Consider the following 26,218-nt stretch of genomic DNA (forward strand, 5'->3'; position numbering starts at 1 on the left):
ACGAAAGAGCCCGTATGGAAATTCTGGAGTCGATCGACGCCCTCGTATGGGGGCCTGCCATGATCCTTCTGCTTTTGGGATCGCATCTCTTCCTCACCGTGCGCACCGGCTTCATCCAGCGCAAGCTCCCCTTGGCCGTGAAGATGTCGCTTAACAGCCAGGGCGACGGCGAGGGCGACATCAGCCACTTCGGCGCGCTGGCCACGGCGCTTGCGGCCACCGTCGGCACCGGTTCCATCGTCGGCGTCGCAACCGCCATCCTCGCCGGCGGCCCGGGCGCCATCTTCTGGATGTGGATCACGGGCATCTTCGGAATCGCCACGAAGTACTCCGAGGTGTTCATCTCCATCAAGTACCGCGTGAAAGACGCCAACGGCAGCATGCTGGGCGGCGCCATGTACGCTTGGGAGCGGGCGTTCCGCAAAAACGGGAAGACACCCCTGTTCGCACGCGTATTCGCCGTGCTGTTCGCCGTGTTCGCCGCCATCGCCGCGCTGGGTATCGGCAACGCGGTCCAGTCCAATGCCATGACCGGCATCATCACCTCCCATACCGCGGCGCCGGCCTTCGCCGTGGGCATCGTCATCGCCGCGCTCGCCGCCATCGTCATCATCGGCGGCGTGCAGTCCATCGCGCGGGTCTGCGAGTTCCTCGTACCCGTCATGGCCGTCGGATACGCGGGCGGATGCATCGCCATCCTGGTTATGAACAGCGCCTTCATCGTCCCCGCGCTCCAGGAGATCGTGCTGTGCGCCTTCACGCCCCGCGCCGCGTTCGGAGGCGCCGTCGGCAGCGGCGTCATGGTCGCCCTCCAGTACGGCTGCGCGCGCGGCCTGTTCTCGAACGAAAGCGGCCTCGGCTCGGCTCCCATCATCGCCGCGGCGGCCCAGAGCAAGAACCCCGCACAGCAATCGCTGGTGGCCATGACCGGCGCGTTTTGGAGCACCGTGGTCATCTGCGCCCTCACGGGCATCGTCATCGTATCCACCCTGCTGGCCAACCCCGAGCTGGTCGGCACGGTCGCCTCCATCGAGCACATCACCGGCACCCAGCTCGCCAGCCTCGTGTTCGAGAAGATCCCCTATATCGGCGCCCCCATTCTGGCGCTGGGCATCATCGCGTTCTCGTTTTCCACCATCATCGGCTGGTACTACTACGGGAACCGCGCCGTCGCCTATCTGTTCGGCCAGAAGGGCATCAAGGTTTACCAGATCATGTACGTCGTCGCGACGTTTTTGGGCGCCGTCGGCCTCGGAAACGTCGTTTGGACCGTCTCCGACATCACCAACGCGCTGATGGCGGTTCCCAACATCCTCATCACGCTGGCCCTGTCCGGTATCGTCGCACGCGAAACCAAGCATTACGTGTTCGACGGGAACCTGGACGAAGAATCCAACGAGGCGATTCCCTTTGCCGAGCGCCGATAGCCCGCATACCGCCGATCCCGCGGCCGACGGGGCGAACCGCCCCGCCTCGGATGACCGTGCCGCCAACAGCCTGGTCATCCGCCCTCTATCGCCCGATTCCCCCTCCGACCTGGAATCGACGCGGGCCATCTACAACCACGAAGTCGAGCACGGCGTGGCCACCTTCGATATCGAGCCCGTCGGCGCAGATGCATGGCGCGCTTTCGCCCTGCGACACAACCGCGCCAACCACCCCCTCGTCGTCGCCGAATGCGACGGGGTCGTCCGCGGGTACGCCTGCCTGTCGCCCTACCGGGACAAAGACGCCTTCGACCCCACCGTCGAACTGTCGGTGTACGTCCATCCCGACGGGCGCGGCCGCGGGATCGGAGCGGCGCTCATGGACCACCTGATACGAACCGCGCGGTCCGATGAGCGCACCCACCGCATCGTATCGGTGATAACCGGCGGAAACGACGCGAGCGAGCGGCTTCACGAGCGGTTCGGGTTCGAATACTGCGGAACCCTGCGCGAAGTCGGCTTCAAATTCGGACGATGGCTGGACATCCGCCACTGGGAACTGGACGTTTGCGAATAGCCGCACGCCTTCGCGGAGTAAAGGCGCCCTAGCCGACCCTCGACATCTCGATGTTCAAGTCCACCGAACCGGGGATCCCCTTGACGCTCCCCTTGCTGGTATACTGCCAAACCTTGAAATCCAGGATGGTGGTGGGGACCGTAGCGTCGTATTCGGCCCACCACAACGGGTACTTCATGACCCGGAACAGGTCGTAGCGCTGCAGGTCGGAAGCGTTTCCGTACACCATGGGCTTGTATCCCGCAGCCTCGATGCTCTCGCAGAACGTCAGGGCGATATCGCTCATCTGCTCGTTATCCAGATCGGCCGTACGCGACGTTCCCGTGCCCGCCGCGTTCGTTTCCGAGTCGAACACCACGGGAAGCTGGAGCGATCGGCCCTTCAGCTGGTCGACAACCGCCTGGGCCTCCTCGCGCGACTCTTCCACGCTGATCGCCTGGGAGAAGTAGTACACGCCGCAGTCCAAGCCGGCTGCCTGCGCGCCTTGCAGGTTCGCCTCGAAATCCTCGTCGATCATCATGGTGCCCGTCGCGGTTCCGCGATACCCTAGGCGAACGTAGGCGAACTCGATGCCGTCGTTTGCCACCGCGTTCCAGTCCACAGCGCCCTGGTTGCTGGAAACGTCCACCCCCATGCGGGAGAGCACCTGACCGTCCACCGCATAGGCCAGCCGATCCCCGCTGCGCTCGAGGTTGGTCCAGCGGTACTGGTTGCGGGGAAGCGACGGGAGCGCCTTTGCGCCCTCCCCTTCCACAACCGACGCGCCCTGCGGGGCGACCTGGCTCGACGATAGGCAACTTGTGATGTTGAACAGCGCGAATACAACCGCGAGCACCGCCAGGGCCGCGATCGCGAATCGGACGCGGGCCTCCCTACGGGGCCTTGGTCGCACAGGGCGGAGATCGTGTGCCGGCATCCGGCTCCTTTCGGTCGGCACGGCCGGCGTCGGACGCCGCTTGCAAAGAGTCCATTATAGGGATGGGGGACCTCGTCCACCGAGAGCCCACACAGTATTGCTATAGTCGTAGCGCAAAACACCCGAGAGAGAGGCGTCACGTGGCTTCAGAAAACCGAGAGAGCGAAGGTCTGACCCTTCTGGGCAACCAGGGCACCGTCTATTCGTCCGACTACGATCCCACCGTTTTGGAAACGTTCGAGAACAAGCACGCCGAGCGTGATTACATGGTGACGTTTCGCTGCCCCGAATTCACAACGCTGTGCCCCATCACCGGGCAGCCCGACTTCGCCACCCTCTACATCAACTACATCCCCCATATCAAAATGGTCGAGAGCAAGTCGCTGAAGCTGTACCTGTTCTCGTTCCGAAACCACGGTGACTTCCACGAAGACGTCACGAACGTGATCCTGAACGACCTGGTGAAGCTTATGGAGCCCAAGTACATCGAGGTGCGCGGCATGTTCTATCCGCGCGGAGGGATTTCGATCTATCCCTTTGCCAACTGGGCAAACCCCGATTTCGGCTACGAGGGGATGGCGAAGGGCCGCATGTTCGAGCAGCTTTCCGACCTCGATACGGGAGACGGTGCTCGCTGATGGACGGCTCTGTTTCCGCCGCCTCGTGCGCCGTCGTGCTTTCGAGCGGAGGCATCGATTCCACCACCTGCCTTGCGTTGGCCGTCGATCGGTTCGGCGCCGAGAACGTGACGGCGCTGGGCGTGAGCTACGGCCAAAAGCATGTCCGAGAGCTGCAAAGCGCTCGCGCCGTTGCCAAATACTACCAGGTGGCTCAGCGCACGCTCGATCTTTCGAACGTGCTTGCGGCGTCGACCAACGCGCTTATGGCCCACAGCTCCCGCGCCATCGAACATGAAAGCTACGGCCGGCAGATCGAAGAGCGCGGAGAAGGTCCCGTCAGCACGTACGTCCCATTCCGCAACGGGCTCATGCTCTCCGCCGCCGCCGCATTCGCCCTATCCGTCTATCCCGATCGCCCTGTGCTTCTCTACCTGGGGGCCCATGCCGACGATGCGGCGGGAAGCGCCTACCCGGACTGCTCGCCCGAATTCGTCGCCGCCATGGGGCGCGCCGTCGAGCTGGGAACCTACGGGCTCGTCTCGCTGGAAGCCCCGTTCGCAAACGTGAACAAGGCAGCCGTGGTCAAATGCGGCCTAGACATGGCGGTGCCCTACCATCTCACCTGGTCATGCTACGAAGGGAACGAGAAACCCTGCGGAACATGCGGGACCTGCATCGACCGCATCGCGGCTTTTCGGGCAAACGGTATGGACGATCCGCTGGAATACGCCTAGAATAGGCACCCGCGCCAAACGGCGCGTTCCCGCTCCGGCGGGGGTTGTTCGCGAAATCCAACCATAAAAAACTAAGGATGACAAATGAAGAGAACGAACCGCAACCTTATGCTGTGCGCCATGGTGTTCGCCGTGTCGCTGGTGGTCTCGAACATGGTGACCGCCAAAACCGTCCAAACCGGAATCCCCCTGTTCGGAAGCACTATCGCCGTTCCCGGCGCCGCGCTGTGCTACGCCATCACCTATCTTATGACCGACGTGATCGGCGAGATCTGGGGACGCAAAGAGGCTCAGACCATCGTATGGGGCGGCTTCGCCTGCCAGCTTATCGCCCTCGTTCTCATAATCATCACGCAGGCCCTCCCCGCCGTGAATCCCGACATGCAATCGGCCTACGATATCCTGCTGGGCCAAAACGCCGTGTTCGTCGTCGGCAGCATGACCGCGTACCTGCTGTCACAATCGTGGGATGTCCAGGTGTTTCACCGGTTGCGCAACCGCTTCATGGCCAAAGACGAGGCGACCGCCCCGAAGAAGCGCTGGATCTGGAACAACGCCTCCACTATGACCTCCCAGATAATCGACACCGTGGTGTTCATCGGCATCAGCTTCGGGTTCGGCTTCGGGTGGCTGTTCGATCCCGCCATGCTTCCCACGCTCGGGGCTATGATGGTGGGCCAGTACATCCTCAAGTTCGCGATGGCCGCGCTTGACACCCCCATCTTCTACTTCCTCACGCGCAAAACCCATGCAAAAGCCCAGACCGGAAACGAGGCATCGGCCTTCGACGCCGCCTAAGGGATACCTAAGGGTGTTCGATTAAGAACTCTTCCTCAATACAAAAAGGGAGGACAGGATACCTGCCCTCCCTCGACAAACCTATGCCGCTAGAAAACTAACGATCTTCTTTCCCTCTTCTTAAAAGAAGAACCAGACCAAGACCAAGCATAGAAAGAAGTGCAGAGGTCGAAGCGATAACGCCGGTACGATCCCCGGTTGCGGGAAGCACGCGCACGCTCTTACCAACAATCTTTTCATCCATAGAATTCTGAACCTGTTTGTCGCTGACCGCGGCGAGCGACTGCTTGACGGTCTTCTCGGCCGGGATGGAGTCGGTCGTGCCGTCGGGGTAGGTCACGGTCACCGCGCCGTCGGCGGCCACGGAGAACTGGGTGCCCTCGGGCAGGCGGCCCTTGTTGGCGTCCTCGACGGCCTTCCTGACGGCGTCGCGCTCGTCCTGGGTCAGGGCCGAGGGGTCGGCGACGGGCAGGGGCTGGGCCGGGGCCGCCGGGTCGCTGACCGCGGCGAGCGACTGCTTGACGGTCTTCTCGGCCGGGATGGTATTAACGGCTCCGTTCGGATACCTAACCGTCACGGTTCCATCGGAACCGACCTCGATCTGAGTGCCAGAAGGAAAATTCCCCTTATTTGCATCTTCAACGGCTTTTCTAACCGCATCTTTCTCGGGCTGAGTAAGAGAGGACGGATCGGCTACGGGAATCGTGATAGCAGGGGCCTTGGTCGCTGTTGCGTTGCCTTCGGCTGGTTCGGACTCAAGCCCGGCCGCATCGATCGCGGTAGCGGTAACGCGACCCTCGGGAACAGGATAGGTAGGCGTGATCTTTGCGACACCGTCCTGATTGGCTGTAGCCTGACCCAAGAGTTTACCGTCCTTATCGTACAAACGCACAATGGTTCCGGCTTCGGCGGCTACCGAGATCTCGTCGGTAGTGTTAGCGCGCCCGGAAAGATCGGGCAATACGGGGGGTTCAGGCTTAGTGGTATCAGCAAAAACGACCCTCACCAGGTTATACACAGATTGGCCGTGGGGGTTTGTGGTCATTACCTCGATATCGTACGTACCAACCTTGGGAAACTTCGAAACATCGGTTCCCGCAACGAAGTCCGCACCGTCTACCTGCTGGTAACCCACTATGCTGCGAACGCCGTATTTGGCTGCAAGGTTATCCTGGAAGTACTTCTTGAAATCAGCGGGCTGATCGAAGGAGTTGCCCTTGGAAGGGGTGCTGGTCGATAGCCTCATCTTGGCAAACACCTCGTCATTCACGAAGGTGTCCGTGTCTTTTTTCTGAATCGGATCCTTATCCACAACCTCATCGGTGTAGGCGATATAGCGGAAACCCTGGGCCGTTTCATTGTTATCGTTGTCTATGGCCCGAGCAAAACGCGTATACAATCCGCCAGGCTCCCAGTTGTACTGACCTGAAATGTACAGTGCATTCGAACCGGAGCGGGTTACCGTAAGCGGGTTGGAATGAGCTTCCGCTTCCTTATTGTTCGAATCGAAGATATAGAACCTGTTCAGCGTTCCATCAGTGTCGCTTGCGGTAATCTTCATTGTATCGTGCAGCCCTACGATCGCAGGAGCCGTCTTGCTCCCATCGACATTGAAACCGGTCGTGGGCTTGCCCATGATGAAGAACGTGGGATATGGAGCTAGATCGTTACCGCTAATAACAGGTGTTACCGGTACATTTTCGGCAGCGAGCGTCACGGTCGGAGACGTACCCGCAGCAAATGCGACGTTGCTCGCAAACCCGAAAGTCTGCAACGCCAAGGCAAACGCAATGAAAAGAGCGGATGCTTTCTTCAATCTCGAGGACCCCGCGAAAAAACCCTTCCTTGTCTCACCCTGCATGTTTCTCCCTACTATTGGTGTTACGTTAATGCAATCCTATTACTTAGAGTAATTCGCTGTTTTTTAAAAGTGAAGATTATTTTCTTAAAGAAAGTTGCTATTTTTTGACCGGTTACTGATAACCCGACAACCATATGCTGAGAACAGGCTGATCAAGCAATAAGAACTTGTCTAACGTAGACGAGGGAGAAAACAGATGGCAGGCCTTTCGATCCCCTCCGTATCAGAGGTGAGCAGGTACGGAGAAACTCACACTTAACCCAAACGAAAGCGGGACCCCGGACGCTTCTACTGGAAGCATCCGGGGTCCCGCTGAAATCAGGTGCGCTTTTCGGTCCCGAGAATCTCCCGAAGACCCTGCTCGCGCGCCTACTTACCGCTTGAACAGCTTCGAGAACAGACCCTTCTTCTGAGGCTCCTCCCCTTCGGCATCCTGGGGGCTCTCCTTCGCCTCCGCCTCGAGGGCGCGCTGTTCGGCCCTGGCGCGCTTCTGTTCGGCGCGCGCCGCCTTCGACTTGTTGCCCGCGACCTGGGCGGCGTACTGCTTGCGCAGCTTGCGGGTCTTTCCGAAGTCGATGTAGAGAGCCAGCAGGATCAGGGCGTACCCCACAACCAGAAACGCCGTCGAAACGGCTTCGAGCCCACTGATGGTGGAGAGGGCGAACGACAGAACCGTGCAGGCGATAGCGGCCACCAGCACGATCCACCAAGTGCGGCGCAGCCGCTTGTATTCCTCGGTGGGCACGTTGTACAGGTCCTGCTGGGCACGATAGCGCTTCGCATCGGCCCTGCGCTCGCGTTCGCGCTGTTCGGCTCGGCGCTCCTTCTTCGACTTCTGAGGCGCCGAACGCACGGTTGCTGCGCGCTTGGCCGCCGGCTTGGCCGATGCGGCGCTCTTGCGCGTCTTGCCGATCTTGTCTTCGCTGGTGTATCGCTCGTTGAGGGGATTGCGCTGACTCATGCTCGAATTGCTCCTTGGGTTGCTGCGTGCCTAGTACGAAAACGAACGGCCGGTGATCTTCTCGTAGGCCTGCACGTATTTCTCGGCGGTCTTTTCGATGACGTCCTGCGGAAGGTGGGGCGGGTTTCCCTGGCGATCCCAGTTGGCGCTCAGCCAGTCGCGCACGAACTGCTTGTCGAAGCTGGGCTGGTCTTTGCCCTCTTCGTAGGCGTCGCCGGGCCAGAAGCGCGAGGAATCGGGCGTAAGCACCTCGTCGGCAAGGACGATCTTACCGTCGACGCGGCCGAATTCGAACTTCGTATCCGCAATGATTATCCCGTTTTCGGCCGCGTGGTCGCGCGCGGCGGTGTACACCTTAAGCGACAGGTCGCGCAGCGCAGCCGCATCCTCCTCGCCCATGAGCTGGGCGCTGCGCTCGAAGCTGATGTTCTCGTCGTGGCCTCCCACCTCGGCCTTCGTCGAGGGCGTGTAGATGGGCTCGGCCAGCTTCGACGAGTTCACCAGACCCGCAGGCAGCGGTATCCCGCACACGGTTCCCTGGGCGCCGTATTCTTTCAAACCGCTGCCGGCAAGGTAGCCGCGCACGATGCACTCGACGGGGAACATCTCGGCCTTCTTCACCAGCATGAAGCGCCCGCGCAGGTAATCGGCGTAGGGCTTGAACTGGTCGGGCAGGTCGGCCACGTCGGACGACACCAGATGGTTTTCCACCACGCCGTCCAGCAGCTCGAACCAGAAGCACGACAGCTGCGTGAGCACGATGCCCTTGCCGGGGATCTCGTCGGGAAGGATGTAGTCGAACGCCGATATGCGGTCGGTCGCCACCAGCAGCAGCTTGTCCCCCAGATCGTATAGATCCCTCACTTTGCCCTGAGCATCGGGCTTGATGTCGATTACGCTCACAGTCGCTCGCTTCCCTTCGCGCTCGCCAACCAACAGATAGGCGCCATTATCCCGCATGATCGGCTGCGCGACCACGTCATCGGCATGTTTTCTCGCTAAAAACGCTACGAGCGCTTGCGGGCCTGCTTCTGCTTGGACCGCTCGTCGTACAGCGGCAGGTAGAGGGTGAAGCGGGCTCCAACGCCCTTCTCCCCTTCGACGCCGACGCGCCCGTGATGCCGCTCGACGATCTCCTTCACCACCGACAGCCCGATGCCCAAACCGCCGCTCTCGCGGTTTCGGTGCTCGTCGGCCCGCCAGAATCGATCGAACACCATCTTGGCTTCTTCGGGCGACAGGCCCACGCCCGTATCGGACACCGCGATAGCCGCCATGCTTCCCTCGCGCTTGACGCTGACGGTGATGGTGCCCTCCGGCGTATAGCGAACAGCGTTGGAGATGAGGTTCGCCGTTGCCTGGCGGATCATATCGGGGTCCCCCATGACGCACACGCCCGGATCGGCGTCGTAGACCAGCGTCAGCCCGGACTCGCGCACATACGAATCGTGCGTGGTCACGATGCCCGCGATAAGCTCGCCCACGTCCACCAGCTCCTCTTTCAGAGGCATGGAGCGGTTCTCGAGACGCGAGAGCTTCAGCAGGGAGTCGACCAGGCGGCTGAGGCGCTGGACTTCGGAGTTCACGATATCGAGATGCTCTTCGTCGGCGGGATACACGCCGTCGACCATCGCCTCGACCGTAGACTGGATGGCCATAAGCGGGGTGCGCAGCTCGTGGGCGACGTCGGTGGTGAGGCGGCGCTCGAGCTGCCGGTCGCGTTCGACGGATTCGGCCATCGCGTCAAAGGTTTTCGCAAGCTCGGCCACCTCGTCGTCGCCGGTCAGGCCGGTGCGGGCGGACAGGTTGCCCTCCTTCATGGCCATGGCGGTATCGGTCATGCGCTTGATGGGGCGCACGAGGTTGCGCGCGAACAGGTACCCGATAAGCGACGCGAGGATGATGGCGATGACGGTCGCCCAGATCATAGCCTGGTACGAACGGTCGCGAAACTCTCGGTCCGCATCGCGCAGCAGCGTGTCCGAACCCTCCACCCACACGCGCACCGACCCGATGGCCTGGTTGGAGACGACGATGGGGGAACGTGCGGTGTTGCCCGTGCCGTGCTTGGGGGCAAGCGAGGGCAGCTCGACGCTGCTGCCATCGCCGTCGACCGCCTCGATGATGGTGGAGTCGTACACCACCTTGCCGTCGGCATCGACCACCTGCACGCCCACGCCGCGGTACACGCTGACCGCATAGTCGGCCGGCGCCACCGACGAAGAATTGTAAGAGCCGTACTGAACGTAGCGCAGGGCGATCTGCTCGGCGGTCGAGTCGGCCAGCGCCTGCATGTTGTCGCGCGTGTACATCTGGAAGTACTGCTCCCACACGAACGAAACGACGCCGATGGCGATAAGCGCCGTCATCGCCGCGATCAGGGCGAAGTACACCGTCATGCGCGTCGTGTACGTAAGGCGCGCCAGCACGGCGAAGCGCTTGGCCCGAGATGGCTCGTGCAAGGACGGTTCCTGTTGTTGGGTGAGATCGGACACGGCTGTTCCTTACGAGGCGTCCCGCACGCGGGATGCCTGCGAATCGCGCAACCGGGGCGCTATTCGTCGGAAGGGGTTGCCGTGGGATCCTCGAACCGGTAACCCACACCGTGAACGGTATGCAGCCACTTGGGATGGCGCGGGTTGTCGCCGATCTTGGCGCGCAGGTTCTTCACATGGCTGTCGATGGTGCGCTCGTATCCTTCGAAGTCGTAGCCCAGCACCTTCTCGACCAGCTCCATGCGCGAATAAACGCGTCCGGGATAGCGCGACAGCGTGGTGAGCAGCTTGAACTCGCTCGCCGTAAGATCGACCTCGCTGCCCAGGACCAACACCTTGTGACCGGAAACGTCGATGGTGAGGTCGCCGAACTCGAGAACCTCGCGCTGAGGCTCGGAATCGGCATGGACGCGGCGAAGCAGGGCGCGAGCGCGGGCAACCAGCTCGCGGGGGCTGAAGGGCTTGATGAGGTAGTCGTCCGCACCCAGCTCGAGACCGATGATGCGATCCTCGACCTCGCCCTTGGCGGTCAGCATGATGATGGGAACGTCGGAGTTGTCGCGAATGGCGCGGCATACACGCTCGCCCGGGACACGGGGGAGCATGAGGTCGAGGATAACCAGGTCGAAATGGTGTTTCCCGAACTCGTCGAGGGCTTCCTGGCCGTCGCCCACCGCGGTCACCCAGTAGTTCTCGCGCTCGAGATACGCGGTTACCGCATCGCGGATGGCCTTTTCATCTTCAACCAGAAGAATGCGACGTGTTTCGTTGCTCATAGCAAGATCACCTCATCCTCGTATAGGAAAAGAAGTCGACGCAGCGCATCCGGACGCATCGAGGTAGCGCGCTGCATTTGGGGTTATTGTAACAATTCCCAGCTAAACAGCGCAGAGAGTCCTTTAAATGACAAAATCAACAATACGATGAGCAGTTCTAGAAGAAACAACGGAATGCGCGCGAGCCGCCCCTCCCGTTCGGCGGGGCGGCCCTCGTCGCGCGCCCGCACCCAACGCGTAAGCCACCTGAACTCGGCAAACCCCAAGCGCCGCCACAGGGGCGCAGCTCCCGACGGCGAACAGACGCTTATATCCCGCCGGAAGTTCCTCTACGGGGCGGCGGGCGTCGGCGCCATCGCCTTGGTGGCGGGCGGCGTCAAGATCGCCACGTCCAACTCCGAGGCGAAAAACCGCCAGGTCGCGTCGCTCGACGTGCCGGAAAGTTCCGTCAAAACGCTCGACGATTTCGAGCTGATCGAGGATTACAGCTCGCACCTGCGCCAAACCGCCTCGTTCGACCTGCCTTTGGGATCGCTCGTATTCGCCAGCGACGACGCGGTGGCGGCCTGCCTCATCCCCACCGATACGGGAAGCCCCCTCGCCCGCGTGGGCGTCATCGAGATCGGCAAGGCGAACGATCCGGTCACCGTGATCGAAAACCCGGTGGGTCTCTCGGAGCACTTCGAGATATACGACGTGCGGGCCTGTTCTGCGGGGATAGTATGGACCGAAGCGAACATCCTCGACGGCACCTGGCGCATCTACACGGCTACGCTCAACGGAACCAAGGCGGGTCCTTCCGTCCTGGCGGCCTCGGGCGACGCATCCACCGACACCCCGACGCTCGCCGCATCCGGATCGTCCGCCTTTTGGCTGGTGAACCCGAAAGCGGTGGACGGGATCGTGAAGGGCTCCTGCGCGCTGTACGCTTGCGCGTTCGGGACGGACGACGCGCAAGAGATCCATACCGCGAACAAGAACTCCCCCACGCCCCTGTACGCGGCGGCAAACGGCGTGTCGTTCGCCGCCCGATCGGCCGAAAGCTCTGCCAATTTCGAGCTGCTGTACTTCGGAGCCGCCTCGCGCGAACAGGAGGACTCCGTCGTGCTGCCCGCCGGCATGACGCCCCTTTCCGTAGCCTACGGGCCGCAGGGCTTCTCGTTCTCGCTGGAGCGCATCTACAATTCGGGTGGGGGGTTGTCCCAAATGGGAACCTACTGCCCCATAAACGATACCCGCGGGGGCGATTACGATACGGCCCCGTGGTTCCGGTTCGGACGCACCCCTTCCGCCCCTCCCTGCTGGTGCGGAGACTTCCTCGTCGTGAAATCGACCTATGCCGTTGCATTGGCGAACCTGAAAAGCGGGAAGTACTTCACCATCGACGTCGACGACGGTGCGGACACCTACGGCGAATACACCGCCACCACAGGGGCGCACACGAGACTCGTCACATTCACCAGCATCGACTACAAGCCGGTGAACGCCGAGAAAACGCAGGTCTGCCGCGTGAAGATATGGAGCCCGGCAAGCTAACCCCGAAAAACCGACCTCGAACGCAAAGTCGCCCTCTCTGCCGAAGCAAAGAGGGCGACTGCGAGTGAAACCCTTGAGAGCCGGGCAAGGGGCTATCGGCGGCGCTTCAGAGCGAATCCGAAGGCGCCCGCGGCGGCAGCGCCGGCCACAGCAGCAGTGGCGGCGGCGAACAGGGACGCATCGCCGGTCTGCGGCATCACCGTTTTCTTAACGGCGCCGTTGGTTGCGCTCATGACGGGAGCCACGACCCTCTTGGACCCGACTTGGTTGTCGGAGGTCTTCTGAGCCTCATTGACCATAGACTCGGTCTTGGGTTCGGTCTTGGGTTCGGTCTTGGGTTCGGTCTTGGGTTCGGTCTTGGGTTCGGTCTTGGGTTCGGTCTTGGGTTCGGTCGGGGCAGCCGGGCCGTCAATGGGCTTGGAGGGAGCGCCGGGGTTGTCGATGGGCTTGGCCGGATCGGAGGGCTTCTCGGCGGCCTTCTCCTTCACCGTGATGGGCACCTCGACGACATCCATGGAATTGTCGGCGTAGCGAACGACCGCCTTTTTGGTGAAGCTGCCGGGCTTGGAGGTGTCGACGGCTTTACCGTCCTCCCAAGAAACGACAGCGCCCTCGTACTTGTCGAGGTCGACGATGCCCATCTCCGGTTTCACGTCACCGCCCTGCTCGACCTCGATCGGCTGGGGCTGCGGGTCGTAGATGCGGGTGTAGGCGGGAAGGAGGGTCAGCTTGAGGTTCGATATGCCGAATCCGAGATCGCCGGTGTTGTTCATGGTCACGGTATCGGTTCCCGTAAGCTGGGTGTCCGCGGAACCGGCCGCAAGCATCGACCCGCGGTACTCGGTGGAGCCGATCTGCACAGTGATCTTGTAGCGGCCGGCGGGAACGTCCTGAACGCGCTGCGTCTTTGCATCCAGGGTAGCGAGTTTGTAGGTCTTACCGTCCTCGAGGTTCTTCAGCGTGATGCTCACCTTCTGGTTCACATCCATCGAAACGGGCTGGTTCGTCAGCCCATCATACAGGGTAACCGCGAGCCACTGGGGCTGTTGAGCACCTGCGGGATTAGCCGAAGGCGCGGATGCGGCAGGGCTGGAAGCAGCCGGGGCGGGAGCCGTCTGGGCGAACGCGGGAAGGGGCGCCAACGCGGCGGTGACCGCAAGGCTGAGAGAGACGGCGCAGGCAGCGCGGGCACCGCGGCTCGCAGCAAGGTTCTTAAGATCGGGGCGGTTCAATGTCATCTCCTTCCTGGGAATGGAAGGCCACAGTTTATCAAATTAATACGACGCAGATGATCAACGTAGACTGTTTTACTGATCATCACATCGGATTGCCAAAAACCTTAAGCGAACCTTTTTTCGACGTACCAGCCAAAACAGTCAACGAAAAGGCCCGACCGCCTATCGGGCGATCGGGCCGTGCATCCCATCCTATGCCGCGCCTCGCGCTCCGCTACGCCTCGAAGCTCAGTTCGCGCAAGCGGGCGAATATCACATCCTTGCGCATGAGGAACGCCCGGGGATCGAAGATGGCGTCGAGCTGCTCGGCCGTGAGGCGCGCATCGGGATCGGCCTCGAGGCGCTCGCGATACGTAGGACCGTCCACCGCGTTTTGGATGTCCTCCCACACCGCCATGGCGTTGCGCTGGACGATAACGTAGGCGTCCTCGCGCGTGATGCCCGTCTGCACCAGGGCCAACAGCACCTTCGACGAGAATATCAGCCCGCGGGTGCGCCATAGGTTGTGCTCCATCTTGGCGGGATACGTGAACAGGCCGTCCAAAAGGGGCTGCATCTTGCCGAACATGTAGTCGAGTGCGATGAAGCTGTCGGCCAGCGCCACGCGCTCGGCGCCCGAATGGCTGATGTCGCGTTCGTACCACAAGGCGACGTTGTCGAGAGCAACCTGGGCGTTCGCCTTCACGATGCGCGAAAGGCCGCACACGCGCTCGACCGTGATGGGGTTTCGCTTGTGCGGCATGGCAGACGAGCCTTTCTGGCCCTTCTTGAACGGCTCCTCGGCCTCGATCACGTCGGACTGCTGCAGAAGGCGGATCTGCGTGGCTATCGCCTCCAGCTCGGAGGCCACCACGGCCAGGGAGCACATCGTCTGCGCATGACGGTCACGTGCGATGACCTGGGTTGACAGGGGGTCGGGGGTCAACCCCAGCTTTTCGCACACGTAGTGCTCGACGAACGGATCGATGTTTGAATACGATCCCACCGCGCCCGAAATGGCGCCGGAGGCCACCATCGCGCGGGCCTGCAGCATGCGCTCTTCGGCGCGCTTGAGCATCCACGCCCAGCTTCCGAACTTCATGCCGAAGGTCATCGGCTCCGCATGGATGCCGTGGGTGCGCCCGACGCACAACGTGTCCTCGAATTCGAACGCCCGACGGCGGCAGGTCTCGCCCAGCTGGCGGATGTCGGCGAGGATGATGTCGCACGCCTGCACGATCTGGTAGCACAGAGCGGTGTCCCCCAGATCCGACGAGGTCATGCCGTAGTGCACCCAGCGGCTGGGCGGCTCGGAGCCCTCGGGGATGTCCGCATCGATGTATTCGGCCATGTTGGTGAGAAACGCGATGACGTCGTGGTTCGTGGTTTTCTCGATCTCGTCGACGCGCTCGACCGTGAAATCGGCGTGCTCGCGGATCCAAGCGGCCTCTTCCTTCGTGATCCCCGCCGCTCCCAGCTCGGCCTGCGCTTCGCACGCCAGGATCTCGATCTCCTTCCAGATCTCGAACTTGTTCTGGGTTTCCCAGATGGCCCCCATCTCGGGGCGGGTGTAACGGCCGATCATGCTGTTCCTTCCTATCGAATCCGCCTCGGCGGCTTGAAAACACGGTTTCTTAAGGTGCGGGGCGCCGGGACCCCGAAGCGCCCGCAAAGGCGCTCGGACCTGGGCGCATCCGGGGGGCTACAAGCTTCTCAGCATATCGCGAACATCGTCGACGGCCTCCTGATCGGCTATGACGATCGCCCGATCGCCGGGATGCACCACCGTCTCGGGGCCGACCACCTCGATGCGGTCGGACAGCGCGACGGCCGCGATGATGCTTCCCTCCGGCATGTCCAGATCGGCCACCAGCACGCCTTCTTCCTCGGCGTGGTTACGGAAGCGCGGGACGACGATCTCGGTGAGCAGCACGTTGCTGTGCGTAAGCGACGTGATGGTGCTCATCGAACCCAGCAGGGTTTCCTCTTCGATGAGGTTCGCGATGAGCTGGGTGGACGATACGCTCTCTATCCCCAGCGTGCGGAAGATGCGCTGGTTTTTCGGGGCGTTCACGCGTGCGACGGCGCGCGGCACGTTGAACACGCGCTGGGCGATCTCGCACGCGACCAGGTTGTTGTCATCTTGGCCGGTGGTGGCGACGAACACGTCGGCGCGGCGGATACCCGCGTCCTCCTGGCTTTTCGAGTCGCACCCGTCGCCGACGATGACGAGGTAGCGACCCGAAAGCAGCATGGACAGACGGTCGGCCACATCGGCGTCGCGCTCGATGATGGTGACCTCGTTGCCGCTGGCAAGCAGCACGGTGGCGAGGTATTCGCCCACCTTGCCGCCGCCCGAGATTACTACGCGCATGGCCTCCCCCTACCCCTGTATGTACACGGAGAACTGATCGATGAGCTCGTGGCGAACGCATGCCAGCACGGTATCGCCGTGGTAGAGCACCGAATCGCCCGTCGGGATAGACGAGGCCGACCCGTCGGCGCGCTCGAAGGCCACGATGCGGATATCGTGCACGCGTTCCATCTCGGAAACGCGGATGGTCTTGCGGTCGAGGTGCTTGAGGTTCAGCGAGAAGCGCAGAACCTCGTATTCCCCGAACGTGTCGAGGTGGGCGCCGTGTCCCGATACGGTTTTGCCGAACACTTCCTCGGCCACCAGCGACGTGCCGCACACGTAGTCGATTCCCAGCTGCATGTAGGCTCGCTCGTGGTCGGAGTTGTACAGGCGCGCGATGACGTGGGGCACTCCGTACAGGTGGGTGGCCACCTCGGTGACCATGAGGTTGGCGGTGTCTGACTGGGTGACCGCCGCAAGGACGTCGCAGTCCTCGATTCCTGCTTTCACCAGGGTGTCCTCGTCGAAGCCGATACCTTGGACGGTCGACCCGTTGAAGTTACGCCCCAGGTTGGCGAACGCCTCGGCGTTCTTGTCGATGACGCACACGTTGCTCCCGTTGTCGGAAAGCATGTTGGCGAGCTGCGAGCCCACGCGTCCGCAGCCGACCACGATGATGTTGCTCATGCGAGCCCTTTCGAGATGAGAGAACGAAACAGACCCGAGCGATCGCTCGGGTCCATTGTCTCATATCGGATTACCTTGTCGGCTGCGGTCTGAAAAGCCTAGATGCTCTTCATCGACGCCAGGGTGCTGGCATACCAGTGGTCGGTGTTAGGCGGGCAGTACTTGGCGGCGGCACCCTTGGAAAGCGTGTAGCCGTAGCCCTTGGCCAACCCGGCAACATGGGCCTTCACCGACTCGTCAAAGCTATCCCAGCTCGATGCGCCCCAGCCCCAGGCGTTGTAGGGCAGGAAGCAGATCGCGCCGCGCGAGCTCTCGGTTTTCGAGATGGCGGGCGACCAGCGCGGGTCGATCCCGTTGTCCCAGGCGGCCTCTGCGAAGTTCTCGCCCTGGCCGGCCAGCGGGGATCCCGCCAAGAAGGCGTCGATGCGCTCGGACCATTCCTCCACGAACGCGTCGTGGCCCACCGTCCAGTCCACCTCGGACAGACCGGCGGATGCCCCGGTGGATCCCTGGGCAGACATCGCGTTGCGCGCCCGGTTCAGCCCGGCGGCGTCCTCGGCGGCCTTCGCCTGGCGCTCGGCCTCGGCGGCGGCGTTCTCCTCTTCCTCGATGGCGGAAACGCCGGCGGCGATATTGCGCGGAGACGATTGGGAAAGCGTGGAGGCCCCGTACGAAGCGTCGGCGGCCTCTGCCGCGAAAGCGCCCGAAGGAGCGGGGGAAGCGGAGCTCAGCGCGGCCATCTCGATGCCGAACCGATCCGCTTGCGTACTTCCGCTGTTAGCGGATGCAACGTTAAGGCCGATCACCCCTACAAGGGCGACGGCAGCGACTGCGCCGGCGATAGAGCCTGCCGCAACGCGCTTCCGTTGCTTGGTCGTTGAAGCCATTAGGCGTTGTTCCTCTCTGTATGCAAACGCTCCAGCGCACAAAGCCATCCCGCCGCGAGTCGCGGAGTCAGCTGATGGTCTGTTTGGAGGATGATCCAGCTGAGTGCGCATCTGAAACGATTGCGTATGCAGAGCGGTATTTTACCGTAGATGGGTTGCCCGGCCAACAATCCGAGCGCCGCCTCTCCATAAACCCTGCGGATTCTGTTCGATGTTAGAAGAGCCACACCGAACCGTCGGAATTGACTGCGACCACGCCGCCGCCGATGTGCGAGAAGTCGATGCATTCCAGGCTGCCCGGCACCGCGAAGAAGAGCACGCCGGCGATCACGAAGACACCGTGGAGGGCCACACCGGCCAGCATAAGCGGGGTCGACTGCCGCCGATATCCCAGTCCGAACAGGCAAAACGCCGCGATGACCACCGGCCAAAGCGCGATGATGTCGTTAAGCCACGTGATAAGCGACAGCATGCCCAGCGTCGTGGGCGTGAGGCCGCCGCCCAGCAGGACCATCGAAACGCCGAACAGATGCATTGCCGAGCGGTTCGCAAAGTCGCGCAGCGGCAAGATGATGAGCACCACGCCGAACGCGATCAGCAGAAGGGGCCAGAACTGCCACCATTCGGCCCCCGGGAAAAACGGCATGCCCAAAGACACCACGACCGCGAACATGGCCAGAAGCCCGATCGCGATGCCCACGCGCGCCACCGTGGGCAGCGAGCGGCGGTCGCGACCGAACAGGTCGTCGTCGGGGGATCGCGGGCGAAACACATCCCCCCACCCCATCAGCCTGCGCGGCGGGACGGGGCGCTCGGGTGCTCCCGCGCGCTCGGAGGCTCCGATCTCGCCGTATCGATCGGACCGGGCGGACTCGGGCACCACGTCCAACATCGCCGAGGCGTCTTCGCGCTTGGGGATGAAGTACCACATGGCAAGATACACCGCGCCGGCGAACCCGACGCTTACCACCAGCAGCAACACGGCGATGAAGCGGATCACGGCGGTGCTCGCGCCAAGCGCTTCGGCGCACCCGCCGCACACGCCCGCTATGATCCTGTCCTCGCTTCTGAAAAGCTTCTTCTCCACCGTAAACCCTCCGCGCGCCCCCGGGGCGCGTCACGTTGTGGGGATGCTAACCGCGAGCGGATGCGGCAACGTCGCTACCAGACTCCTCCGACCCGCATGCGGCGTCTTTGGACACGCGCAGCGAACGGATGCGGCGCCGGCGCATACCCTCCACCTTGAAGCGATAGCCCTCGATGGTGAACTCGCGTCCGATCTGGGGAACCACGTCGATCACGTCCATAAACCAACCGGCGATGGTATCGTAGCCCTCCGACTCCTGCACCGGCCAGCCCAGTTCGCGCGCCTCTTCTACCGTGAACCGCCCGTCGACGACCCATTCGGCGTCCGAAACCGCCACCACGAACGGATCCTCCGTGTCCGTTTCGTCGATGATCTCCCCTACGATCTCCTCGACGATGTCTTCGATGGTAATTAAACCATCGGTGCCTCCGTACTCATCGACTACCACAGCTATCTGTTGCCTATTCGTTTGCATCTCTCTGAGCAGCGGAAACATGTCTTTCGACTCGGGAACGAAGTAGGGTTCGGTGGCGAAATCGACGGCGGGCGCATCGCCTTGCCCCTCGACGCAGGGTTGGATGAGGTCTTTCAGATGGACGATGCCCACCACGTCGTCGAGATCTTCGTGGAACACCGGCAGGCGGGAGTACCCCGTGCCGAGCATGCGGTCGAGCGCGTTGCGCGCGGTTTCGGTGTCCTCGACGCCGATCATGTCGACGCGCGGCGTCATGACATCGCTTACCACCAGCGCATCGAGATCGAGGATCTCCCCGATCATGCGCTTCTTGTCGTCGATGATGTTGTCGGTGCCGGTGACGAGGGTTTTGATGTCCTCTTCGGAAACCTGCGCACGGCGGCCGATTCCCAACGTTTTCTTGAGGTGGGAGAGAAGCCCTGGATCGGGCTCTGATTTCGCTGAAGCATTCATGCCCGCCACTTTAGCAGATCGGGCGTCTTCCATCGGACCGAACGTCACATCGTTTCGACGAACCATACGAGGAATCCACTGGGAAAGACGCCCAATCTGCCCGCACAATTCAGATGCGGCCGATCTACCCGATCGGCCACGAATGCTGCGCGCAAAAAGGGCTCCGTCGCCTAAGCGACGGAGCCCTTCCTCATTTCGGATTCGCCACCCGAAGCACCAAGGGGCGAAAAGCCGTCGAGATTCGCAGCGGCTTAGTAGCCGCCTTCCAGATCCTCGTCGGTGATGCGTCCCGCGAAGAGGCGGTACGTGATCACGTGATAGGCGAGCACCAAGGGCACGCCCACGCACGTGATGAGGGTCATCCAGAACAGCGTGGAGTCCGCGGCGACGGAGTTCGCGATGGTCAGCGCAGGGCCGATGCTGTCGGCCGAAGCGACCACCAGAGTGGGGAACATCGAAGTCGCCAGCAGGAACACCAGGGAAAACGCGGCAGCGGACTGCAGCACGAAGGTGGGCAGATCCGCGTCGTCGCGCCCGGCGAGCACGAACGAGCCCACCAGAGACGCCACGAACAGCAGGGCGAACGCCCAGCGGAGAATTCCCAGGGACGGATCCATAGCGGGCTGGATCACGAAGTGGCCGTAAACCGAAACCAGCAGGAACAGCGCACACGCCGCGATCTGCAGCGGACGGCGGATCGCAACCGCGCGCTTGCGCAGGTCGGAACCGAGCGGCGCCTTGAGGGCGAGCCAGCAGGCCCCCGCCGCGAGCATCATGGAAAGCCCCAGCAAACCGCACAGCAGCGTGAACGGAGTGACCAGGCCCAACAGCGGAACGCCGATGTAGTTTCCGGCCGCATCCATGGGGATGCCCGCATAGATGTTGCCGACGGCAACGCCCGTGAGCAGGGCCGGGAACAGCGAGCCCACGAAGAACAGCACGTTCCACACCTTCAGCCATGCGGGGTCGCGATGCGCGAACTCGAGGCCGACCACGCGCAGGATCAGGCCGAACAGAACCAGCATGATGGCGAGGTAGAAGCCCGAGAACGTGGTGGCGTACGCCGGGGCGAACGCCGCGAACAGGGCTCCGCCCGCGGTCAGCAGCCACACCTCGTTGCCGTCCCACACCGGCCCGATCGCACGGCGGGCGATCTCCATCTCGTGCTCGTTTTTCGCCACGAACGGAGCGAGGATGCCGATACCCAGGTCGAAGCCGTCAAGGATGAAGTAACCGGCGATCAGCAGGAAGATCAGGAAGTACCAGAGCACTTGCAGGAAAGTGAAATCCATGCTTACTCACCGTCCTTTGCAACATCGTTGTGCAGCTCGACGTTCTGGGGGCCTTCCTTGAGGAAGCGCCCGATGACGCGGACCCAGGCCACGAACAGGAACACGTACACCAGGATGAACAGCCCCATGGTCAGCAGCAGCTCGGGAGCCGACACCGACGGCGAGATCGCGTCGGCGGTGAGGAGGGACACCCCGTCGGGGCCCGTGGTGGAGGGATAGACGACCCAGGGCTGACGTCCCACCTCGGCGGTCATCCAGCCGGCCTGGATCGCGACGAACGGGAAGAGGGGGCCGATCAGCATCAGGCGCTGCAGCCACTTCTTCTCGAGCAGAGCGGGCTTCTTGAGGCCCACGAACACCAGGATCAGGACCAGGGCGATCAGGCCGAAGCAGGCCACCATCAGATGGTAGGACTGGAAGATCGCGTTGACCGGGATGTCGTGCGGATCGAGCGCGCCGAACTTCTCGGTTTCGGACAGCGAGTTCAAGCCGGGCATGACCGTATCGAACGAGCCGGTGGCGAGGAAGCTGGTGCCGCCGGGGATCGAGATGGGCGCAACGACCTTCTCGTTTTCGGCGTCGACGTATCCGAACAGGTACAGCGCGGCAGGTTCGTCACCGTACTGGCCCTCCATGGCGGCGAGCTTGGTGGGCTGCTCTTCTGCCACGCCGACGGCGGTGGAGTGAGCCGACACCAGCAGAAGCGCGGTCGCGATGCAGCCGACCACGGCGCCGACCTTGGCGGTCTTGACGGCGAAGTCCTTGTGGCGGCCCTTCAGCAGGTAGTAGCCCGCGATGGCGATGGACACGAACGCGCCCAGAACCAGCAGGGACAGAACCGTGTGCGAGTAGCGCGCGGCGGTAGACGGGTTGAACGCGGCTGCGAAGAAGTCGGTGATGATCGCCTTCGAGCCGTCGGCCGCGAGCTCGGCTCCGGCCGGCGTCTGCATCCAGGAGTTCGCAATGAGGATCCAGAGAGCGGAGAGCATGGAGCCGCCCCAGACCAGCCATGCGGACACCATGTAGAACTTACGCGACACGCGCTTGCGCCCGAACAGCAGCACTCCCAGGAAAACCGACTCGAGGAAGAACGCGAACAGGGCCTCGGCCGCCAGCGGCGCACCGAAGATGTCGCCCACGAAGCGCGAGTAGTTCGCCCAGTTCGTTCCGAACGAGAATTCCATGGTGATGCCCGTGGCAACACCGATTGCGAAAGTAGTAGTGAAGATCTTCAGCCAGAAATTCGCGGCGGCCGCGTCCTCCTGTTTGCCCGAGCGGTAATGCTTCGTTTCGAAGATCGCGACGATCAGGCCAAGGCCGATCGACAGCGGCACGAACACGAAATGAAACGCTACCGTAAACGCAAACTGGATGCGCGAAAGCGTAACGACGTCGGTAAAGATATCCATACTGCACCTCCCCTTTCTTATCCCTTTTCGATTGCTTTCCCCAGACAAAAACGCATGCAATCGAATTGCATGCAGTAATGCCTGCACCCATCAATTATTCCCGCTTTCAACCGATCCCGCAAGGGCTTAAAGATATCATTTCCCCAGATCAGAGACATTGAACAGTATATTCTGATATGGATGATAATCATCTGTTTCGCAACTATCGAGCATTATTGAACGTTTTTAACTTATTCGTTTAATTTCTCGTAGGGCATCGAAGTCTTTTTGGCCCTTTTTCAGGGAATGTGTATGTTTTCTGACCGTTCGGTCATTTTTATGGCGACGCCGCAGCTCGGATCTATACTCTTCAAAAACTGATCAGTCGGTATAAAAGGAGAACCGTGAACGCGAAATCGAAACGCATCGTGCATGGGGCGAACATCACGCCCTACGCCGAAGGAGGGGCCGTCCTCAGCTGCGAGGGCCTTACCCTCAGCACGCTTCTGGGAACCCCCTACCACGACGTGAGCCTCGAGGTTCGCCAGGGAGACACGTTCGCCGTCTGCGGAAAGAACGGGTCGGGGAAAACCGCCCTGCTGCTCACCCTCGCTGGGCGCATGAAGTTCTCGAAGGGCAGCCTGCGCATCCTGGACTACCGCCTCCCCCGCCAATCCGCAAAGGCGCAGAGGCGCGTGGGACTCGGGCTGTTCGAAGGCTTGAACGACCTTCCGAGCACGCAGAAAACGGCCGACGCCGTCGCCGCCGAATTCGAGCTGTATGGACGCCGCCCGGCCAAGGCCGACGTCGCATCCTACCTCGCAGAGTGGGGGCTCGACGGGGAGATGTCGAAGGCCATAGGCGACCTCACCTCGAAAAAGCTGGTCGAATTGGGGGTCGCGCTCGCCTGGGTGGGCCACCCCGACATCATCGTGGTCGACGACATCGAAAGCGAGCTGACGCTCGACCAGTCCTTCGCCATCCTCGATAACATCAAGCGCTTCTCCAAGGCCCGCAACGCCACCGTCCTCGTCGGCGTTCTCGAGCCGGAGCTGGCCGCAGCGGCGGATGACGCGTACTACCTCAGCGAAAGGAGCTAGGCCAATGGCTTTCAAGGGCTTAAGGTTCGCCGTGTCCGAAGTGAAGAACAACATGTCGGGCGGCGTCATGAAGGTCGTGATCGCAGCCATCGGCGTGATCCCGCTGCTGTACGGGGCGCTGTACCTCTACGCGTTCATGGACCCCTACAAAACCCTCGACACCGTGCCCGTCGCCGTGGTCATCGAGGACCGGGGAGCCGTCATCGACGGCGAGCAGCGCAACGTCGGACAGCAGGTCAAAGAGCGCCTTCAAGATTCCGACGAGGGATTCCAATGGAACTTCGTCGATGCGAACGAGGCCGAGCGGGGGCTTGAGGACGGCGCCTACTACATGGTCGCCACCATCCCGTCCGACTTCACTGAAAAGATAGCCACAGCCGAAACCGACGAGCCCGAGCGCGCCAGCATGCTGGTAACTTACAACGAGGCCACCAACATGCTGGCCTCCCAGCTGGGATCGAGCGCCTGGAAGCAGGTGCGCAGCCAGGTGAGCGAGGCCGTGGTGCAGGAGTATTGGGAAACCGCCTACGGCAGCATCAACAGCGGGGCCGACGATCTGGGGCAAGCCGTGGACGGGGCCCGGCAGATCGCAGACGGGGCCGAGACCGCGCAGGACGGGGCCGACCAGCTTTCCGACGGGGCCTTCACCCTGCGCACCGCCCTCGGAACGCTGGCAGACGGCCTGAGCACCCTGTCTTCGGGCGCAAGCGAACTGAAGGGCGCGACGAGCTCGCTCGTCGCGGGAACGTCCAAGCTCCAAAGCGGCGCCGACCAGCTTTCCAGCGGAGCGGGCCAAGTCGCCTCGGGAGCCAGCCAACTGAAGAGCCAGGGCACCGAAAAGATAGCGAACGGCGCCGATCAGCTGAGGACGCAGGGCACCGCGCCCCTATCCTCCGGAGCAGACCAGCTGCGGGAGGCCACCGCGGCCCTTCCCACATCCGACCAGGTTGCGCAGCTGCAAGCTGCGGACAACCAGCTCAAAGAGGGGCTGTCGTCCCTATCGGCCAAGGTGGGGACGTCCTCCGACACCGACTCGACCACCCTGTTCGGCGGCGTCAACCAGCTGGCAAGCGGAGCCCAGCAGGTATCTTCCGGAGCCGACCAGCTGAAGGGCGGCGCCGACGCGCTGGTGGCCGGCATCGGATCGTCCGGGGATTCCGGCACGTCCACGCTCTACGGGCTGAGCAACAGCGAGTCCGCAGCCATCGACGCGGCGCTTGCGACCTTGCAGGGCTCGGGCAACACCGATGCCGCCACCCAGCAGGCCATCGCCTACCTCAAGGGAGCGCAGCAGGCGGCGTCGGGAGTGAGGACCGCCGAGGGAAGGATCGCCGCCGGTGCAGCCGGGCTGCAATCGGGGCTGAACGGTCTTTCCTCCGGAGCCGGCAACCTCTCCCAGGGCCTGGTGTCGCTGCAGACGAACATGAACCTGCTCTCGGATGCGGCAGGGCAGCTGAAAGGCGGATACGATACGCTTTCTAGCACGGTGTCCCCCCTGATCACAGGAGCGCCCGCCCTGAAAAGCGCTATCGGCCAGTTGGCAAGCGGGGCGAGCCAGGTCGATGCCAAGATGCAGGCCCTCGCACAGGGAGCCGGCGAGGTCGACGCGAACATGCAGTCCCTCGTTTCGGGAAGCCGCCAGGTGGCAGACGGTGCCGACAGCGCCGCCGCGGGCGCAAGCGAGCTGGTCGGCGGAGCAGTGAAGCTCGATGACGGGGCCGCCAAGCTGGCTAACGGCGCGCAAACCGCCGCCGACGGATCAGGCAAGGCCGAAGACGGAGCCGCGACCCTAGCCGAAAACGAGCTGAAGCTCGCAGACGGCCTGGGAGACCTGACGGACGGATCGAGCGAGCTGGCGTCGGCGCTGGCCGATGCGCAGGACTCGATGCGCATCGACAACGTGCAGGCGCGCTCGGAGATGATGAGCTCGCCGGTCGAGCTCGACGAGAGCCGCTACACCGACGTGCTGAACTACGGGACCGGCTTCGCGCCCTACTTCATCTCGCTTGCTCTGTGGGTTGGCGCGCTCATGGTGGGCTTCATCTTCAAGCCGCTGAACAACCGCCTCATCCTCTCGGGAGCTCATCCGGTCATGGTCGCGTTCTCCAGCTTCATGCCCTTGGCGGTCATGGCCATCATCCAGGCGCTCCTGTTGCTGGCGACCCTGCAGTTCGGCCTGCGCCTCCAGATCGACAACGTCGCGGCGTTCTACCTGATCGGGATCTTGGTCGCCCTGGTGTTCGCAGCGCTCATGCAGCTCATCTTCGCGGCTCTCAAAGTGCCGGGGCGCGTCGTGGCCATCGTCTTCCTCATGCTGCAGCTCACCAGCGCGGCGGGAACCTTCCCCATCGAGATGACGCCGCCGTTCTTCCAGGCCATCAGCCCGTTCATGCCCATGACGTACTCGGTCGCATCGCTGCGCCAGGCCATGGCCGGCCTCGACACCGCCGCCATGCTGGGCGCCGCCGCCGTCCTTGCGGGGATCGGCATCGCCAGCTTCGCGGGAACCGTGCTGGTCGCGCGGGCCAAGCGCAACGTGACCATGACCGACCTCCATCCCGCCATATCGCTTAGTTAG

General features: G+C 62.6%; 23 protein-coding genes. 8 read left to right on the top strand and 15 right to left on the bottom strand.

Annotated features, from left to right (window positions below; translation table 11 throughout):
* Window positions 1-14 precede the first annotated feature (14 nt).
* Window positions 15-1,427, top strand: a complete 1,413-nt coding sequence (locus JI75_RS07570) for an alanine/glycine:cation symporter family protein (protein WP_039689983.1) — start codon at window positions 15-17, stop codon at window positions 1,425-1,427.
* Window positions 1,411-2,004, top strand: coding sequence for a GNAT family N-acetyltransferase (locus JI75_RS07575; protein WP_205911725.1), 594 nt, complete (start codon window positions 1,411-1,413; stop codon window positions 2,002-2,004). Before JI75_RS07570 ends, JI75_RS07575 begins: the two co-directional genes overlap by 17 nt.
* Window positions 2,005-2,032: 28 nt before the next feature.
* Here the strand turns inward: JI75_RS07575 and JI75_RS07580 are convergent, their stop codons facing one another.
* Window positions 2,033-2,839 (bottom strand): glycoside hydrolase family 25 protein, encoded by an 807-nt coding sequence (locus JI75_RS07580; RefSeq protein ID WP_240993158.1) that lies wholly within the window; start codon window positions 2,837-2,839, stop codon window positions 2,033-2,035.
* A 221-nt stretch (window positions 2,840-3,060) separates the two neighbouring features.
* Between JI75_RS07580 and queF the strand changes: the two genes are divergently transcribed.
* The 3 genes from queF (at window position 3,061) to JI75_RS07595 (ending at window position 5,072) form a co-directional block, all read left to right on the top strand.
* The gene (gene queF / locus JI75_RS07585) at window positions 3,061-3,558 is read left to right on the top strand and encodes a preQ(1) synthase (protein ID WP_039689986.1); all 498 of its coding nucleotides are present in this window, start codon (window positions 3,061-3,063) and stop codon (window positions 3,556-3,558) included.
* Window positions 3,558-4,274, top strand: a complete 717-nt coding sequence (gene queC, locus JI75_RS07590) for a 7-cyano-7-deazaguanine synthase QueC (protein ID WP_039689987.1) — start codon at window positions 3,558-3,560, stop codon at window positions 4,272-4,274. The genes queF and queC overlap by 1 nt, the downstream gene beginning before the upstream one ends.
* A gap of 84 nt (window positions 4,275-4,358) precedes the next feature.
* Window positions 4,359-5,072 (top strand): queuosine precursor transporter, encoded by a 714-nt coding sequence (locus JI75_RS07595; protein ID WP_039689990.1) that lies wholly within the window; start codon window positions 4,359-4,361, stop codon window positions 5,070-5,072.
* Between the two features lie 97 nt (window positions 5,073-5,169).
* Here JI75_RS07595 and JI75_RS07600 read toward each other — a convergent pair whose 3' ends face one another.
* The 5 genes from JI75_RS07600 to JI75_RS07620 all read right to left on the bottom strand — a co-directional run bounded on the left by JI75_RS07600 (window position 5,170) and on the right by JI75_RS07620 (window position 11,165).
* Window positions 5,170-6,933, bottom strand: a complete 1,764-nt coding sequence (locus tag JI75_RS07600; RefSeq protein WP_039689992.1) for a MiiA motif-containing surface protein — start codon at window positions 6,931-6,933, stop codon at window positions 5,170-5,172.
* A 373-nt stretch (window positions 6,934-7,306) separates the two neighbouring features.
* Window positions 7,307-7,894: a hypothetical protein gene (locus JI75_RS07605; RefSeq protein WP_052241687.1), complete on the bottom strand. Its 588-nt coding sequence runs from the start codon at window positions 7,892-7,894 to the stop codon at window positions 7,307-7,309.
* 30 nt (window positions 7,895-7,924) lie between these two features.
* Window positions 7,925-8,797, bottom strand: a complete 873-nt coding sequence (locus tag JI75_RS07610; RefSeq protein WP_039689995.1) for a phosphoribosylaminoimidazolesuccinocarboxamide synthase — start codon at window positions 8,795-8,797, stop codon at window positions 7,925-7,927.
* Between the two features lie 104 nt (window positions 8,798-8,901).
* Window positions 8,902-10,389 (bottom strand): sensor histidine kinase, encoded by a 1,488-nt coding sequence (locus tag JI75_RS07615; RefSeq protein ID WP_338058745.1) that lies wholly within the window; start codon window positions 10,387-10,389, stop codon window positions 8,902-8,904.
* 59 nt (window positions 10,390-10,448) lie between these two features.
* Window positions 10,449-11,165 (bottom strand): response regulator transcription factor, encoded by a 717-nt coding sequence (locus JI75_RS07620; protein WP_039689997.1) that lies wholly within the window; start codon window positions 11,163-11,165, stop codon window positions 10,449-10,451.
* A 147-nt stretch (window positions 11,166-11,312) separates the two neighbouring features.
* Between JI75_RS07620 and JI75_RS07625 the strand changes: the two genes are divergently transcribed.
* Window positions 11,313-12,701 carry a twin-arginine translocation signal domain-containing protein gene (locus JI75_RS07625; RefSeq protein ID WP_144299292.1) on the top strand — a complete coding sequence of 463 codons (1,389 nt, stop codon included), beginning with the start codon at window positions 11,313-11,315 and terminating at the stop codon, window positions 12,699-12,701.
* 92 nt (window positions 12,702-12,793) lie between these two features.
* Here the strand turns inward: JI75_RS07625 and JI75_RS07630 are convergent, their stop codons facing one another.
* The 9 genes from JI75_RS07630 to JI75_RS07670 all read right to left on the bottom strand — a co-directional run bounded on the left by JI75_RS07630 (window position 12,794) and on the right by JI75_RS07670 (window position 22,561).
* Complete coding sequence (locus JI75_RS07630; protein ID WP_144299293.1) at window positions 12,794-13,939, bottom strand: Rib/alpha-like domain-containing protein; 1,146 nt, start codon at window positions 13,937-13,939, stop codon at window positions 12,794-12,796.
* 211 nt (window positions 13,940-14,150) lie between these two features.
* Window positions 14,151-15,500 (bottom strand): adenylosuccinate lyase, encoded by a 1,350-nt coding sequence (gene purB, locus JI75_RS07635; protein ID WP_039690001.1) that lies wholly within the window; start codon window positions 15,498-15,500, stop codon window positions 14,151-14,153.
* Window positions 15,501-15,617: 117 nt separating this feature from the next.
* Window positions 15,618-16,289: a potassium channel family protein gene (locus tag JI75_RS07640; protein WP_039690002.1), complete on the bottom strand. Its 672-nt coding sequence runs from the start codon at window positions 16,287-16,289 to the stop codon at window positions 15,618-15,620.
* A gap of 9 nt (window positions 16,290-16,298) precedes the next feature.
* Complete coding sequence (locus tag JI75_RS07645; protein ID WP_039690006.1) at window positions 16,299-16,958, bottom strand: potassium channel family protein; 660 nt, start codon at window positions 16,956-16,958, stop codon at window positions 16,299-16,301.
* Window positions 16,959-17,056: 98 nt separating this feature from the next.
* Entirely contained in the window at window positions 17,057-17,698 is a 642-nt protein-coding gene (locus JI75_RS07650) for a CMP-2-keto-3-deoxyoctulosonic acid synthetase (protein WP_240993159.1), read from the bottom strand.
* Between the two features lie 361 nt (window positions 17,699-18,059).
* Window positions 18,060-18,932 carry a PspC domain-containing protein gene (locus tag JI75_RS08855; protein ID WP_052241689.1) on the bottom strand — a complete coding sequence of 291 codons (873 nt, stop codon included), beginning with the start codon at window positions 18,930-18,932 and terminating at the stop codon, window positions 18,060-18,062.
* Window positions 18,933-18,978: 46 nt separating this feature from the next.
* Window positions 18,979-19,860, bottom strand: a complete 882-nt coding sequence (locus tag JI75_RS07660) for a hemolysin family protein (RefSeq protein ID WP_240993160.1) — start codon at window positions 19,858-19,860, stop codon at window positions 18,979-18,981.
* A gap of 251 nt (window positions 19,861-20,111) precedes the next feature.
* Window positions 20,112-21,152 carry a cytochrome d ubiquinol oxidase subunit II gene (gene cydB / locus JI75_RS07665; protein ID WP_039690008.1) on the bottom strand — a complete coding sequence of 347 codons (1,041 nt, stop codon included), beginning with the start codon at window positions 21,150-21,152 and terminating at the stop codon, window positions 20,112-20,114.
* 2 nt (window positions 21,153-21,154) lie between these two features.
* Window positions 21,155-22,561: a cytochrome ubiquinol oxidase subunit I gene (locus tag JI75_RS07670; RefSeq protein ID WP_039690009.1), complete on the bottom strand. Its 1,407-nt coding sequence runs from the start codon at window positions 22,559-22,561 to the stop codon at window positions 21,155-21,157.
* A gap of 383 nt (window positions 22,562-22,944) precedes the next feature.
* On the opposite strand from JI75_RS07670, the gene JI75_RS07675 reads away from it, so the two are divergent.
* On the top strand, window positions 22,945-23,640 hold the full coding sequence (locus tag JI75_RS07675) for an ATP-binding cassette domain-containing protein (RefSeq protein WP_052241691.1): 696 nt from the start codon (window positions 22,945-22,947) through the stop codon (window positions 23,638-23,640).
* 4 nt (window positions 23,641-23,644) lie between these two features.
* Window positions 23,645-26,218 (top strand): YhgE/Pip domain-containing protein, encoded by a 2,574-nt coding sequence (locus JI75_RS07680; protein WP_039690010.1) that lies wholly within the window; start codon window positions 23,645-23,647, stop codon window positions 26,216-26,218.

This window comes from Berryella intestinalis, assembly GCF_000814825.1.
GTDB lineage: Bacteria > Actinomycetota > Coriobacteriia > Coriobacteriales > Eggerthellaceae > Berryella > Berryella intestinalis.